This window comes from Promicromonospora sp. NPDC060204 (assembly GCF_042728455.1).
Classification (GTDB): Bacteria; Actinomycetota; Actinomycetes; order Actinomycetales; family Cellulomonadaceae; genus Promicromonospora.
Map to the genome: position 1 here is coordinate 22,240 of NZ_JBHWZO010000034.1, position 11,902 is coordinate 34,141.

General features: G+C 70.6%; 14 protein-coding genes. All 14 read left to right on the plus strand.

All coding sequences use genetic code 11. The annotated features are described in order from the left end of the window. The first annotated feature begins 68 nt into the window (after positions 1-68). The 14 genes from prmC to nucS all read left to right on the plus strand — a co-directional run bounded on the left by prmC (position 69) and on the right by nucS (position 11,872). Entirely contained in the window at positions 69-1,040 is a 972-nt protein-coding gene (prmC, locus tag ACFWEJ_RS06960; protein WP_377228467.1) for a peptide chain release factor N(5)-glutamine methyltransferase, read from the plus strand. A gap of 19 nt (positions 1,041-1,059) precedes the next feature. Beyond that, the gene (locus tag ACFWEJ_RS06965; protein ID WP_377228478.1) at positions 1,060-1,767 is read left to right on the plus strand and encodes an L-threonylcarbamoyladenylate synthase; all 708 of its coding nucleotides are present in this window, start codon (positions 1,060-1,062) and stop codon (positions 1,765-1,767) included. Beyond that, positions 1,764-3,002 (plus strand): MraY family glycosyltransferase, encoded by a 1,239-nt coding sequence (locus tag ACFWEJ_RS06970; protein ID WP_377228468.1) that lies wholly within the window; start codon positions 1,764-1,766, stop codon positions 3,000-3,002. The genes ACFWEJ_RS06965 and ACFWEJ_RS06970 overlap by 4 nt, the downstream gene beginning before the upstream one ends. Continuing rightward, positions 2,999-3,463 (plus strand): hypothetical protein, encoded by a 465-nt coding sequence (locus ACFWEJ_RS06975; RefSeq protein ID WP_285108326.1) that lies wholly within the window; start codon positions 2,999-3,001, stop codon positions 3,461-3,463. The genes ACFWEJ_RS06970 and ACFWEJ_RS06975 overlap by 4 nt, the downstream gene beginning before the upstream one ends. 65 nt (positions 3,464-3,528) lie before the next feature. Next, positions 3,529-4,494 (plus strand): F0F1 ATP synthase subunit A, encoded by a 966-nt coding sequence (gene atpB, locus ACFWEJ_RS06980; protein WP_377228469.1) that lies wholly within the window; start codon positions 3,529-3,531, stop codon positions 4,492-4,494. 128 nt (positions 4,495-4,622) lie between these two features. After that, positions 4,623-4,859, plus strand: a complete 237-nt coding sequence (locus ACFWEJ_RS06985; protein ID WP_119142629.1) for an ATP synthase F0 subunit C — start codon at positions 4,623-4,625, stop codon at positions 4,857-4,859. Further along, entirely contained in the window at positions 4,859-5,440 is a 582-nt protein-coding gene (locus ACFWEJ_RS06990; RefSeq protein ID WP_377228470.1) for a F0F1 ATP synthase subunit B, read from the plus strand. The genes ACFWEJ_RS06985 and ACFWEJ_RS06990 overlap by 1 nt, the downstream gene beginning before the upstream one ends. Further along, the gene (locus ACFWEJ_RS06995) at positions 5,440-6,252 is read left to right on the plus strand and encodes a F0F1 ATP synthase subunit delta (protein WP_377228471.1); all 813 of its coding nucleotides are present in this window, start codon (positions 5,440-5,442) and stop codon (positions 6,250-6,252) included. The genes ACFWEJ_RS06990 and ACFWEJ_RS06995 overlap by 1 nt, the downstream gene beginning before the upstream one ends. A 56-nt stretch (positions 6,253-6,308) precedes the next feature. Beyond that, the gene (atpA, locus tag ACFWEJ_RS07000; protein ID WP_377220356.1) at positions 6,309-7,937 is read left to right on the plus strand and encodes a F0F1 ATP synthase subunit alpha; all 1,629 of its coding nucleotides are present in this window, start codon (positions 6,309-6,311) and stop codon (positions 7,935-7,937) included. A gap of 3 nt (positions 7,938-7,940) precedes the next feature. Beyond that, positions 7,941-8,837: a F0F1 ATP synthase subunit gamma gene (locus tag ACFWEJ_RS07005; RefSeq protein ID WP_377228472.1), complete on the plus strand. Its 897-nt coding sequence runs from the start codon at positions 7,941-7,943 to the stop codon at positions 8,835-8,837. Positions 8,838-8,892: 55 nt separating this feature from the next. Next, complete coding sequence (gene atpD, locus ACFWEJ_RS07010) at positions 8,893-10,374, plus strand: F0F1 ATP synthase subunit beta (RefSeq protein WP_377228473.1); 1,482 nt, start codon at positions 8,893-8,895, stop codon at positions 10,372-10,374. 104 nt (positions 10,375-10,478) lie between these two features. Next, the gene (locus ACFWEJ_RS07015; protein ID WP_285108336.1) at positions 10,479-10,739 is read left to right on the plus strand and encodes a F0F1 ATP synthase subunit epsilon; all 261 of its coding nucleotides are present in this window, start codon (positions 10,479-10,481) and stop codon (positions 10,737-10,739) included. A gap of 12 nt (positions 10,740-10,751) precedes the next feature. Then, positions 10,752-11,177 (plus strand): DUF2550 domain-containing protein, encoded by a 426-nt coding sequence (locus ACFWEJ_RS07020; protein WP_377228474.1) that lies wholly within the window; start codon positions 10,752-10,754, stop codon positions 11,175-11,177. Further along, a complete protein-coding gene (gene nucS, locus ACFWEJ_RS07025; RefSeq protein WP_377228475.1) occupies positions 11,177-11,872 on the plus strand; it encodes an endonuclease NucS in 696 nt (231 codons plus the stop codon). Before ACFWEJ_RS07020 ends, nucS begins: the two co-directional genes overlap by 1 nt. Positions 11,873-11,902 lie beyond the last annotated feature (30 nt).

An 11,902-nucleotide genomic window follows, 5' to 3' on the forward strand; every position in this document is an offset into this window, starting at 1 on the left:
CCGATCACAGCGGGTCTAGCGGCTGACGGCGCCGTCGGGCAGGCTTTTGTCGTGGTCGGAGGAGTGCGGTGAGCGCGCAGCTGTTGAAGTGGGCCCATGAGGAGCTGGCCGAGGCCGGGGTCGGGTCGCCCCAGGCCGACGCCGAGGCGCTGCTGGCGTATGCCCTGGGCGTGGACCGCGGGGAGCTGCTGCGGCTGACCGTGCTCGGCCGCGAGGTGCCCGACGACGCGGCTGCCGCCTTCGCGCGCCTGGTCGCCCGCCGGGCCGCCCGCGAGCCCCTGCAGCACCTGACCGGCGTCGCGCCGTTCCGGCACCTGGAGCTGGCCGTGGGCCCGGGCGTGTTCGTGCCGCGGCCCGAGACGGAGGAGGTCGCCCAGGTGGCGATCGACGAGGCCGCCAAGGTCATGGGCGAGCGGGGCGGCGCCGTCGTCGTCGACCTGTGCACCGGGTCCGGGGCCATCGCGCTGGCGGTGGCCACCGAGGTGCCCGGCGCGCGGGTGCATGCCGTCGAGCTGGACAAGGACGCCCACGCGTGGGCGGCCCGCAACGTCGACTCCCTGAGCGCCGTCGCCGCGGGCCTGGACCCCGCCACGGCGGCGGACCCGCAGGCGGACCCCGAGTCGGCCCCCGAGCGGATCGTCCGGCTCGTCAAGGGCGACGCCCGCACGGCCCTGTACGGGGTCGACGGGACGGCCGACGTCGTCGTCTCGAACCCGCCGTACGTGCCGTCGGACGCGGTGCCCGTGGACCCGGAGGTCGCCGAGCACGACCCGGCCGTCGCGCTGTACGGGCTGGGGCCCGACGGGCTGGAGGTGCCGCGCGGCATCACGGACGCCGCCGCGCGCCTGCTGCGCGCCGGCGGCCTGTACGTCATGGAGCACGCGGAGGTCCAGGCGGAGGCGGCGCGGGCGATGGTCGCGGCCGCGCGGGACGCCGAGGGCCGGCCCGTGTTCGGGGAGCCGGAGACGCGCAAGGACCTCACGGGCCGGCCCCGCATGGTGGTCGCGCGCCGCCTGGATTCCCTCACCTCCGGATCGTGAAAGACTGGTCCGCGTGAGTGTGCCTGTGCAGCCCGTGCTCGACGCCACCGACCCGCAGTCCTGGGGCCCCGCGATCGACGAGGCAGTGAATGCGATCTCCCGTGGCGGCCTCGTGGTCCTGCCCACCGACACCGTGTACGGCATCGCTGCCGACGCGTTCGACGAGGTCGCGGTGGCGGCCCTGCTCGCGGCCAAGGGCCGCGGGCGGCAGATGCCGCCGCCGGTCCTCGTGGGTGAGGTCGCGACGCTCGACGGCCTTGCCACCGACGTGCCCGACGAGGCCCGCAAGCTCGTCGAGGCCTTCTGGCCCGGCGGGTTCACCGTCATCCTGCACGCGCAGCCGTCGCTGCAGTGGGACCTCGGCGACACGGGCGGCACCGTCGCCCTGCGCATGCCGGACCACCCCGCGGCGCTCGCCCTCCTGAAGCGCACCGGGCCGCTGGCCGTCTCCAGCGCGAACAAGTCCGGCAGCCCCGCCGCGCAGGACGTGGCGGACGCCGTGTCCCAGCTCGGCGAGTCGGTCGCGATCTACCTCGACGGGGGAGAGGCGCCCGGCGGCGTCGCCTCCACGATCGTGGACGCGACCGGACCGGTGCTGCGCGTCGTCCGCGAGGGCGCCGTGTCGCTGGCCGAGCTGCGCAAGATCGTGGATGTCGAAGGCCCTGCGGCGTCGCCGGAGGACGACCCGATCGCGCCCCCGGCCCCCGCCGCGGAGGACGACGAGTGAGGGTGTACCTGCTCCTGATGCTCGTGGCCGCGGCGGTCACGTTCCTGACCACGCCCTTCGCGCGCTGGGTCGCACTCAAGTCCTCGGCCATCTCCGCCGTGCGCGCGCGCGACGTGCACTCCGTGCCGACGCCGCGGCTCGGCGGGCTCGCCATGCTGATCGGCATCGTCGTCGCGGTCATGCTGGCGTCCCAGATGCCGTTCCTGTCGGGGGTCTTCGAGGACCGCCAGGCGTGGGGCATCGTGGGCGGCGCGGCGATCGTCTGCGCGCTCGGCTGGGCCGACGACAAGTGGGACCTGGACTGGGTCACCAAGCTCGCCGGCCAGGTGCTGGCCGCCGGCTTCATGGCCCTGCAGGGCGTCCAGCTCATCACGCTGCCGATCGCCGGCACGACCATCCCGTCGTCGCGCATGTCGCTGGTGGTGACGGTGCTGGCCGTCGTGGTCGCGATGAACGCCGTGAACTTCGTCGACGGCCTCGACGGCCTGGCCGCCGGCATCGTCGCGATCGGCGGCGCCGCCTTCTTCCTGTACACCTACGGGCTCACCCAGCAGGCCACGCCGGAGGACTACTCCTCCCTGGCGTCGCTGATGATGGCGGTGCTCGTGGGCGTCTGCGTGGGCTTCCTGCCCTACAACTTCCATCCGGCGACCATCTTCATGGGTGACGCCGGGTCCATGCTGATCGGCCTCGTCATGGCCGGCGCGGCCATCACCGTGACCGGCAACGTCACGCCAGACGTGATGACCGGCTCGCAGGCCCTGCCCGCGTTCATCCCGCTGCTCCTGCCGGTGGCGGTGCTCATGCTGCCGCTGCTGGACATGGGGCTCGCGGTGATCCGGCGGCTGGCCGCCGGCAAGTCGCCCATGGCGCCCGACCGCATGCACCTGCACCACCGCATGCTGGCCCTCGGCCACTCGCACCGCCGCGCCGTCGTGATCCTGTACGTGTGGACCGCCGTGTTCGCCTTCAGCGCCGCGGCCCTCGTCCAGTGGGACTGGGAGATCGTGCTCATCTGGACCACGGTGTTCGTGGTGCTCGCGCTGCTGGCCACCCTCGGCCCGCTGCGCAACCGCGGCCGGTTCCTGGACGACGACGTCGCGCTGTCGGGGCAGACCCCCAAGGTGCCCGCCGCCGTCGGTGCCGGGACGGTACCGACGCCCGCCGTGGCGCAGAGCGCCACGGAGAGCGGCGGCGTGCAGACCACCGTCAAGACCAAGGAGACCGTCGAATGACCGAGCAAGCACCCGATGCCCCCGACGCCCCCCGGGGTGCCGCCGAGCAGGCGGTGCTGCGTGCGGCCCTGCGCGACTGCCTGATCCTCGTGGGCGGCCTCGCCGTCCTGGGGTCGCTGGTCGGGCTCCTGGTCGCGGGCCTGCCAGGGCTCTGGGGCGCCCTGATCGGCGCGGCGCTCGCCGCGTTCTTCTGCGCCACGACCGTGTGGTCCATGCTCTACACCGTCGGCAAGGGCCCGGCCGCCATGGGCGCCGTGGTGATGGGCAGCTGGCTCGCCAAGATGGTGGTGCTGATCGTCGTGCTGGTGATCATCACGCAGTTCGACTTCTACGACCGGGTCGTCCTGTTCGTCGTGCTGTTGCTGGGCGCCGTCGGGTCCGCGCTGCTCGACTACCGCGCCGTCCGCAACGGCCGCCTTCCCTACGTCGAGCCCGAGACCCAGCCCGACACCAAGCCCTGACCGGACCCCATGAGCGACCCACGACCTGACGCGGGGTTGCGCAATAAGTCACAAGGGGCCGTGTCATGCGGTTCTACGGCCAGAACCGCATGGGACATAGGTTAGGCTTACGACGAATCCATGACGGCCAGGCCCGACGGCGCGCCCGTTCCGCCACACAGCGGGAAACGCGCGCGGGGCCGAATGACCACCTGGGAGTCCTCCTGTCCACGTATGCGACGTCCGTAATCCTCGCCGCCACTGAAGGCCACGAGGGTGAGGGCGGCTTCCACACGCCGTCGATCGCCGACTTCTTCCCGTCGGCCATCCTGTTCGAGGGCACAATCTTCCAGATCGACCGCATCTGGATCATCCGCATCATCGCCACGCTGGTGCTGCTGTCGGTCTTCCTGATCGCCGCGCGCCGCGCCAAGGTGGTGCCGGGCCGCTTCCAGGCCGGTGTCGAGTACCTGCTGGACTTCGTCCGGGTGCAGATCGGCGAGGAGATCCTGGGCAAGGACAACGCCAAGCGTTTCGTGCCCATGCTCACCACCATCTTCCTGTCGATCCTGGCGTTCAACGTCACGAGTGTGATCCCGGGTCTGAACCTGGCCGGCACCTCGCGCATCGGCATCCCTCTGCTCCTCGCCCTCTGGGTGTTCGTCACCTACTGGGCGGTCGGCATCCGCAAGCACGGCCTGGGCGGCTACCTCAAGGCGAACCTGTTCCCGCCGGGCGTGCCGTGGCCGATCTACTTCATCCTGACGCCGATCGAGCTGCTGCAGCTCCTGGTCATCCGGCCGGGCTCGCTCGCGGTCCGACTCGTGGCCAACATGGTCGCCGGCCACATCATGCTGGTGCTCTGCTTCGCCGCCACGCAGTTCTTCGTCGTGGACTCGGCGGGCGGCGGGCTGATGGCCTTCGGCCTCCTGACCCTGCCCGCCGGCCTGTTCGTGACGCTCTTCGAGCTTCTGGTCGCGTTCCTGCAGGCGTACATCTTCGCGCTGCTGGCCGCGGTCTACATCAACATGTCGCTGGAGGAGGAGCACTGACAGTGCTCGCTCCTCCGGGCGGCGCTGCACAGCTTCACCTGGAAAACCCGCGACGGGCGCACCAGCGCCTTCGCACACCACGCGACGCCGCACCATCAGGTGCGGCGCCCAACGGAAGGAAGACGCAAGTGGACGTCACCACTCTCGCCGAGGTCACCGGTAACCTGAACGCTGTCGGCTACGGCCTCGCCGCGACCGGCCCGGGTATCGGCCTCGGCATCCTCATCGGCAAGACGATCGAGGGTATGGCCCGCCAGCCCGAGGTCGCCGGCCAGCTCCGCGCCACCATGTTCCTGGGTGTCGCGTTCGTCGAGGTGCTCGCGCTCCTCGGCCTGGTCGCCGGCTTCCTCTTCCCCGCCGCGTGATGGCTGCGCTCACGGGCGCTGCCGACGTCGTGGCGGCGCAGACAGAGGAGCCCGCGGGCATCGACCTGTTCCTGCCCGCTGGATACGACCTGCTGTGGTCGGCAGTGATCCTTGTGGTCATCGCCGTGGCGTTCTACAAGTTCATCCTGCCGCCGATGAACAAGATCCTGGACGAGCGCGCGTCGCTCATCGAGGGTGGCATCGAGAAGGCCGAGGCCGCGCAGAAGGCAGCCGACGAGGCCCTGGCGCAGCAGCAGGCGCTGCTCGCCGAGGCCCGTGCCGACGCGGCGCAGGTCCGCGAGGAGGCGCGTGCCGAGGGCACCGCGATCGTCAACGACCTCAAGGTCAAGGCGAGCGAGGAGGCGGAGCGCATCACCGAGACGGCGCACCGTCAGATCGAGGCCGAGCGACAGGCCGCTTCGGTGTCCCTGCGCTCGGAGGTCGGCACGCTCGCGACCGAGCTCGCGTCGAAGATCGTGGGCGAGTCCCTCGAGGACTCGGCCCGGCAGTCGCGCGTGGTCGACCGGTTCCTCGACGAGCTCGAGGCGAGCCAGGCCGTGGCAAGCAACAAGGAGGCGTGATGCGGGGATCGAGCGGGGCATCGCTGACGGCGGCGCAGGAGCGCTTCGAGCCGGTGCTGCGTGCCGCGGGTGCGGACGCGCTGACGCTGGGTGAGCAGCTGCTCACCCTGGTGTCGGCGCTCGACGACTCCGCCGCGCTGCGCCGCTCGCTCGCCGACCCCTCCCGCGAGGGCGAGGCCAAGGCCGGCCTGGTGGCCAGTCTGCTGGGCGGCTTCGACGAGCGCGTGGTCGACCTCGTGTCCGGGCTCGCCCGGGCACGCTGGTCGAGCGACTCGGACCTGGCCGACGCCGTCGAGCGCCTCGGCGTGGATGCCGTGCTGGCTTCCGCCGAGGCGCGCGGCGCGCTGGAGACGGTCGAGGACGAGCTGTTCCGGCTCAGCCGGTCGCTCGTCGGCCAGCGGGAGGCCAAGCAGGTCCTCTCGGACGCCTCGACCGCTCCGGAGCGCCGCGTGGCGCTCGTGGACGCACTGGTCGGTGGCAAGGTCGACACCGTGACCCAGCGCCTGGCGCAGCGCGCGACGTCGTCGCTGCGTGGCCGTCGCTTCGTGCAGACGATCGGGTGGTTCGGCGAGGTCGCGGCGGAACGCCGCCAGCGCCTCGTCGCCGCGGTGACGAGCGCGACGGTGCTGACGCGCGAGCAGGAGCAGCGCCTCGGCGCCGTGCTCGAGCGCTCGTACGGCAAGGCCGTCCAGCTGAACGTCACCGTGGACCCCACCGTCGTCGGGGGCATGCGCATCCAGGTCGGCGCGGACGTCGTCGACTCCACCGTCCTGTCGCGCCTTGCTGACGCTCAGCGTCGTCTGGCCGGCTGAAAACGTGAACAAGAACCTTCCGCCGCGGCTCTCGCGGCCACGACAGGAGAAGAGCAATGGCTGAGCTGACGATCCGGCCGGACGAGGTCCGGGCCGCACTGGACAGCTTCGTGAAGGCCTACGAGCCCCAGGAAGCGGTCACCGAGGAGGTGGGTCGCGTCGCGTACGCCGCGGACGGCATCGCCCGCGTCGAGGGCCTCCCGGGCGTGATGGCCAACGAGCTGCTGCGCTTCGAGGACGGCACGCTCGGCCTCGCGCAGAACCTGGACGTCCGCGAGATCGGTGTGGTCGTCCTGGGCGAGTTCACCGGCATCGAGGAGGGCCAGGAGGTCCGCCGCACCGGTGAGGTGCTCTCGGTCCCCGTGGGCGAGGGCTACCTCGGCCGCGTGGTCGACCCGCTGGGTGTCCCCATCGACGGCCTGGGCGAGATCGCCACCGAGGGCACCCGTGCCCTGGAGCTGCAGGCGCCCGGCGTCATGCAGCGCAAGTCGGTGCACGAGCCGCTGCAGACCGGCATCAAGGCGATCGACTCGATGATCCCGATCGGCCGTGGTCAGCGTCAGCTGATCATCGGCGACCGCCAGACCGGCAAGACGGCGATCGCGATCGACACGATCATCAACCAGAAGGCGAACTGGGAGTCCGGCGACCCCAGCAAGCAGGTGCGCTGCATCTACGTCGCGATCGGTCAGAAGGGCTCGACCATCGCCTCCGTGCGTGGCGCCCTCGAGGAGGCCGGCGCGCTCGAGTACACGACCATCGTCGCGGCTCCGGCGTCCGACCCCGCGGGCTTCAAGTACCTCGCCCCGTACACCGGCTCGGCCATCGGCCAGCACTGGATGTACCAGGGCAAGCACGTGCTCGTCGTCTTCGACGACCTGTCGAAGCAGGCCGAGGCCTACCGTGCCGTGTCGCTGCTGCTGCGCCGTCCGCCGGGCCGCGAGGCCTACCCGGGTGACGTGTTCTACCTGCACTCCCGTCTGCTCGAGCGTTGTGCGAAGCTCTCGGACGAGCTGGGCGCGGGCTCGATGACCGGTCTGCCGATCATCGAGACCAAGGCGAACGACGTCTCGGCGTACATCCCGACCAACGTCATCTCCATCACGGACGGGCAGATCTTCCTGCAGTCCGACCTGTTCAACGCCGACCAGCGTCCCGCCGTGGACGTCGGTATCTCGGTCTCCCGAGTCGGTGGCGACGCGCAGATCAAGGCGATGAAGAAGGTCTCCGGCACGCTGAAGCTGGAGCTGGCGCAGTTCCGCTCGCTCGAGGCGTTCGCGATGTTCGCGTCCGACCTCGACGCGGCGTCCCGCGCGCAGCTGCAGCGCGGCGCCGTCCTGACGGAGCTGCTCAAGCAGCCCCAGTACTCGCCGTACGCGGTCGAGGACCAGGTCGCGGCCGTGTGGGCCGGTACCAAGGGCAAGCTGGACGACGTCGCGGTCGAGGACGTCAAGCGGTTCGAGTCCGAGCTGCTGGACCACCTGCGCCGCAAGACGGACGTCCTGACGTCGATCCGCGAGAGCGGCAAGCTGGAGCCCGCGACGGAGGAGGCGCTCAGCGCCGCCGTCGAGGACTTCCGTGCCGGCTTCCAGCGGGCCGACGGTACCGCGCTCGTCGGTGGTGAGGTCGAGGGTGGCCCCGTCGACGTCGAGCAGGCACAGGTCGTCGTCAAGAAGAAGGCCTGACCCGTGGCCGGTGGATCCCAGCGCGTCTTCAAGGCACGGATCAAGTCGACGCAGTCGCTGAAGAAGATGTTCCGTGCGCAGGAGCTCATCGCCGCGTCCCGCATCGGCAAGGCCCGTGCGCGGACGGCGGCGGCGGCACCCTACGCGCAGGCGATCACCCGTGCCGTCTCGGCGGTCGCCACGCACACCGACATCAAGCACCCGCTGACGCAGGAGGTCGACGGCGCCAAGCGCGCCGCCGTGCTCGTCGTGTCGTCGGACCGTGGCATGGCGGGCTCCTACCCGGCGTCGATCGTCCGTGAGGCCGAGCGGCTGACCCAGCAGCTCGCGGCCGAGGGCAAGGAGGTTCTCCTCTACGTCGCCGGTCGTCGGGCGATCTCGTACTACGCGTTCCGCGGCCGCGAGGCCGTCCAGACGTGGACGTACGGCTCGGAGCGGCCGACGGCGGAGGTCGCGGAGGAGATCGGGCAGGCCCTGCTCGAGAAGTTCCTCGCGGACGAGGACGAGGGCGGCGTGTCCGAGCTGCACGTGGTCTCCACGCAGTTCGTCAACATGGTGACCCAGCGTCCCCACGTCGTGCGCATGCTGCCGCTGGAGGTCGTCGAGGGCGTGGTGGAGGCGGACGAGCACGAGGTCCTGCCGCTCTACGACTTCGAGCCGTCCCCGGAGGCCGTGCTCGACGCACTGCTCCCGCGGTACGTGGACCAGCGCATCTACGCGGCCCTGCTCGACGCAGCCGCGTCCGAGCTGGCCGCCCGCCAGCGCGCCATGCACACGGCCACGGACAACGCCGAGGACCTGATCCGCACGTACACCCGACTGGCCAACCAGGCCCGTCAGGCGGACATCACCCAGGAGATCAGCGAGATCGTCTCCGGTGCCGACGCCCTGGCGTCCTGACCAACCAACAGACTCCCCGCCGGAGGACCCTCCGGCCCACCGAAGCGAGGCAACCATGACCGCCACCACCGTGGAATCCACGGTCGAGCACACGAGCGGCCCCGGCACCGGCCGGGTCGCTCGGGTGATCGGCCCCGTCGTGGACATCGAGTTCCCCGAGGACGCGATCCCCGACATCTACAACGCGCTGACCGTCGAGATCGACCTCTCGGGCCAGGGCGAGGACGAGAACACCTTCACGCTGACCCTCGAGGTCGAGCAGCACCTGGGTGACTCCCTGGTGCGCGCCATCGCGCTCAAGCCGACCGACGGCCTGGTCCGCGGCGCCCTGGTCACCGACACCGGCTCGCCCATCAGCGTGCCCGTCGGCGACATCACCAAGGGCAAGGTCTTCAACGTCACCGGCGAGGTCCTGAACCTCGCCGAGGGCGAGAAGCTCGAGGTCACCGAGCGCTGGCCGATCCACCGCAAGCCCCCGGCCTTCGACCAGCTCGAGTCGAAGACCACGATGTTCGAGACGGGCATCAAGTCCATCGACCTGCTGACCCCGTACGTGCAGGGTGGCAAGATCGGTCTCTTCGGTGGTGCGGGCGTCGGCAAGACGGTCCTCATCCAGGAGATGATCCAGCGTGTGGCCCAGGACCACGGCGGTGTGTCGGTGTTCGCCGGTGTCGGTGAGCGCACCCGTGAGGGCAACGACCTGATCGCCGAGATGGACGAGGCGGGTGTCTTCGACAAGACCGCCCTCGTCTTCGGCCAGATGGACGAGCCGCCGGGCACGCGTCTGCGCGTGGCCCTGTCGGCGCTGACGATGGCGGAGTACTTCCGCGACGTGAAGAACCAGGACGTGCTGCTCTTCATCGACAACATCTTCCGCTTCACGCAGGCCGGTTCCGAGGTCTCCACGCTGCTCGGCCGTATGCCGTCCGCCGTGGGCTACCAGCCGAACCTGGCCGACGAGATGGGTCTCCTCCAGGAGCGCATCACCTCGACGCGTGGTCACTCCATCACGTCGCTGCAGGCCATCTACGTGCCGGCTGACGACTACACCGACCCGGCCCCGGCCACGACGTTCGCCCACCTGGACGCGACGACCGAGCTCTCCCGAGAGATCGCGTCGAAGGGTCTGTACCCGGCGATCGACCCGCTGACCTCGACGTCCCGCATCCTCGACCCGCGTTACGTGGGCCAGGAGCACTACGACGTGGCGACCGAGGTGAAGTCGATCCTGCAGCGGAACAAGGAGCTGCAGGACATCATCGCTATCCTCGGTGTGGACGAGCTCTCGGAGGAGGACAAGACGGTCGTGGCGCGCGCGCGTCGCATCCAGCAGTTCCTCTCCCAGAACACCTACATGGCCAAGAAGTTCACGGACGTGGAGGGCTCGACGGTCCCGCTGTCCGAGACCATCGAGGCGTTCAAGAAGATCTGCGCCGGCGAGTTCGACCACATCGCCGAGCAGGCCTTCTACAACATCGGTGGCCTCGAGATGCTCGAGGAGAACTGGGCACGGATCCAGAAGGAGTACGGGGCCTGAGGTCTCGTACGTCCCCCCGTGCGTGATGCCGCCCCGCCGGACCCCTTAGACTCGGGCAACCCGGCAGGGGCGGCAGCACGCCCGCTACATCGGAAGGAGCTCTCGTGGCAGAGCTGAGCGTGGACCTCGTGTCCCTGGACCGCAAGGTCTGGAGCGGTGCGGCGACCCAGGTGAGTGCGCCGTCCGCGGACGGCCAGATCGGCATCCTGGCGAACCACACGCCGCTGCTGGCGGTGCTTCGCCCCGGCACCATCAAGGTGGAGACGGCGTCGGGTCCGGCCGTGGAGGCCCAGGTCACCGGCGGCTTCATGTCCGTCGACAACAACCTCGTCACCCTCGTGGTCGACGAGATCTCCCTGGTCTGAGGGAGAGCGCGCGTGCCCGGCGTCGTATGGATCGCGATAGCGGTACTGGGGGCGCTCGCGCTCGTCATCGCGGCCGGGATCTCCCGGCTGCGGACCCTCTCCCGGAGGGTCGGATCGTTCGACTGCAGTGCCCGGGCGACCGGTAACCCCGAGGGTTCCTGGACGCCGGGCATCGCGCAGTACGCGGTGGGCCGGATCGAGTGGTGGCGGTGCTGGTCGCTGGCACCCCGTCCGGCCCGCACGTGGTACCGGGAGCGGCTCACCGTGACGAGCCGTACCCCGCTGGACCCGGACGAGCGTGGTCAGGGCGACCACTACCTCGTCCAGTGCCGGTACGACGGGCTCGACTTCGAGCTCGACCTCGCTGCCGGCGACTACTTCGGCCTCGCCTCCTGGCTCGAGGCCGCCCCTCCCGGACGACAGGATCTGGTTCTCTGATGCGGCTGGTCGTGGCAGACTGCTCCGCCCTCTACACGGGCCGCCTGACCGCGATGCTCCCGCCGGCGACGCGGCTGCTCGTGGTCAAGGCCGACGGCAGCGTGCTGATCCACTCGGACGGCGGCTCGTACAAGCCGCTGAACTGGATGAGCCCCCCGTGCACCCTGGTGGTGCGCGAGCCCTCCGCGGAGGCCGCCGAGCGCGGCGTCACCGAGGTGTGGACCGTCCAGCACGCCAAGTCGGACGACCGGCTCGAGGTCGAGCTGTTCACCGTGCACAGCGACTCCGCCCACGACCTGGGCATCGACCCGGGCCTCGTGAAGGACGGCGTGGAGGCGCATCTGCAGGAGCTGCTCGCCGAGCAGATCGCGCTGCTGGGCGACGGGCACACCCTGGTCCGGCGCGAGTACCCCACGGCCATCGGCCCGGTGGACATCCTCGCGCGGGACGGCTCCGGCTCCACCGTCGCGGTGGAGATCAAGCGCCGGGGCGACATCGACGGCGTCGAGCAGCTCACGCGGTACCTGGAGCTGCTCAACCGCGACCCGCTGCTGGCCCCCGTCCAGGGCGTCTACGCGGCCCAGGAGATCAAGCCGCAGGCCCGCGTCCTGGCGAAGGACCGCGGCATCAAGACCCTCCTGCTGGACTACGACGCGATGCGCGGCGCGGACGACCCGACAACCCGCCTCTTCTAAACCCACCCCCTTCCTCGTTGAGTGCTGGCT

Coding starts and splice junctions, on each gene's coding strand:
- ACFWEJ_RS06975 (WP_285108326.1), top strand. CDS start 2,999: ATGACCGAGCAAGCACCCGATGCCCCCGACGCCCCCCGGGGTGCCGCC.
- atpB (WP_377228469.1), top strand. CDS start 3,529: ATGCGGTTCTACGGCCAGAACCGCATGGGACATAGGTTAGGCTTACGA.
- ACFWEJ_RS06990 (WP_377228470.1), top strand. CDS start 4,859: ATGGCTGCGCTCACGGGCGCTGCCGACGTCGTGGCGGCGCAGACAGAG.
- ACFWEJ_RS06995 (WP_377228471.1), top strand. CDS start 5,440: ATGCGGGGATCGAGCGGGGCATCGCTGACGGCGGCGCAGGAGCGCTTC.
- atpA (WP_377220356.1), top strand. CDS start 6,309: ATGGCTGAGCTGACGATCCGGCCGGACGAGGTCCGGGCCGCACTGGAC.
- atpD (WP_377228473.1), top strand. CDS start 8,893: ATGACCGCCACCACCGTGGAATCCACGGTCGAGCACACGAGCGGCCCC.
- nucS (WP_377228475.1), top strand. CDS start 11,177: ATGCGGCTGGTCGTGGCAGACTGCTCCGCCCTCTACACGGGCCGCCTG.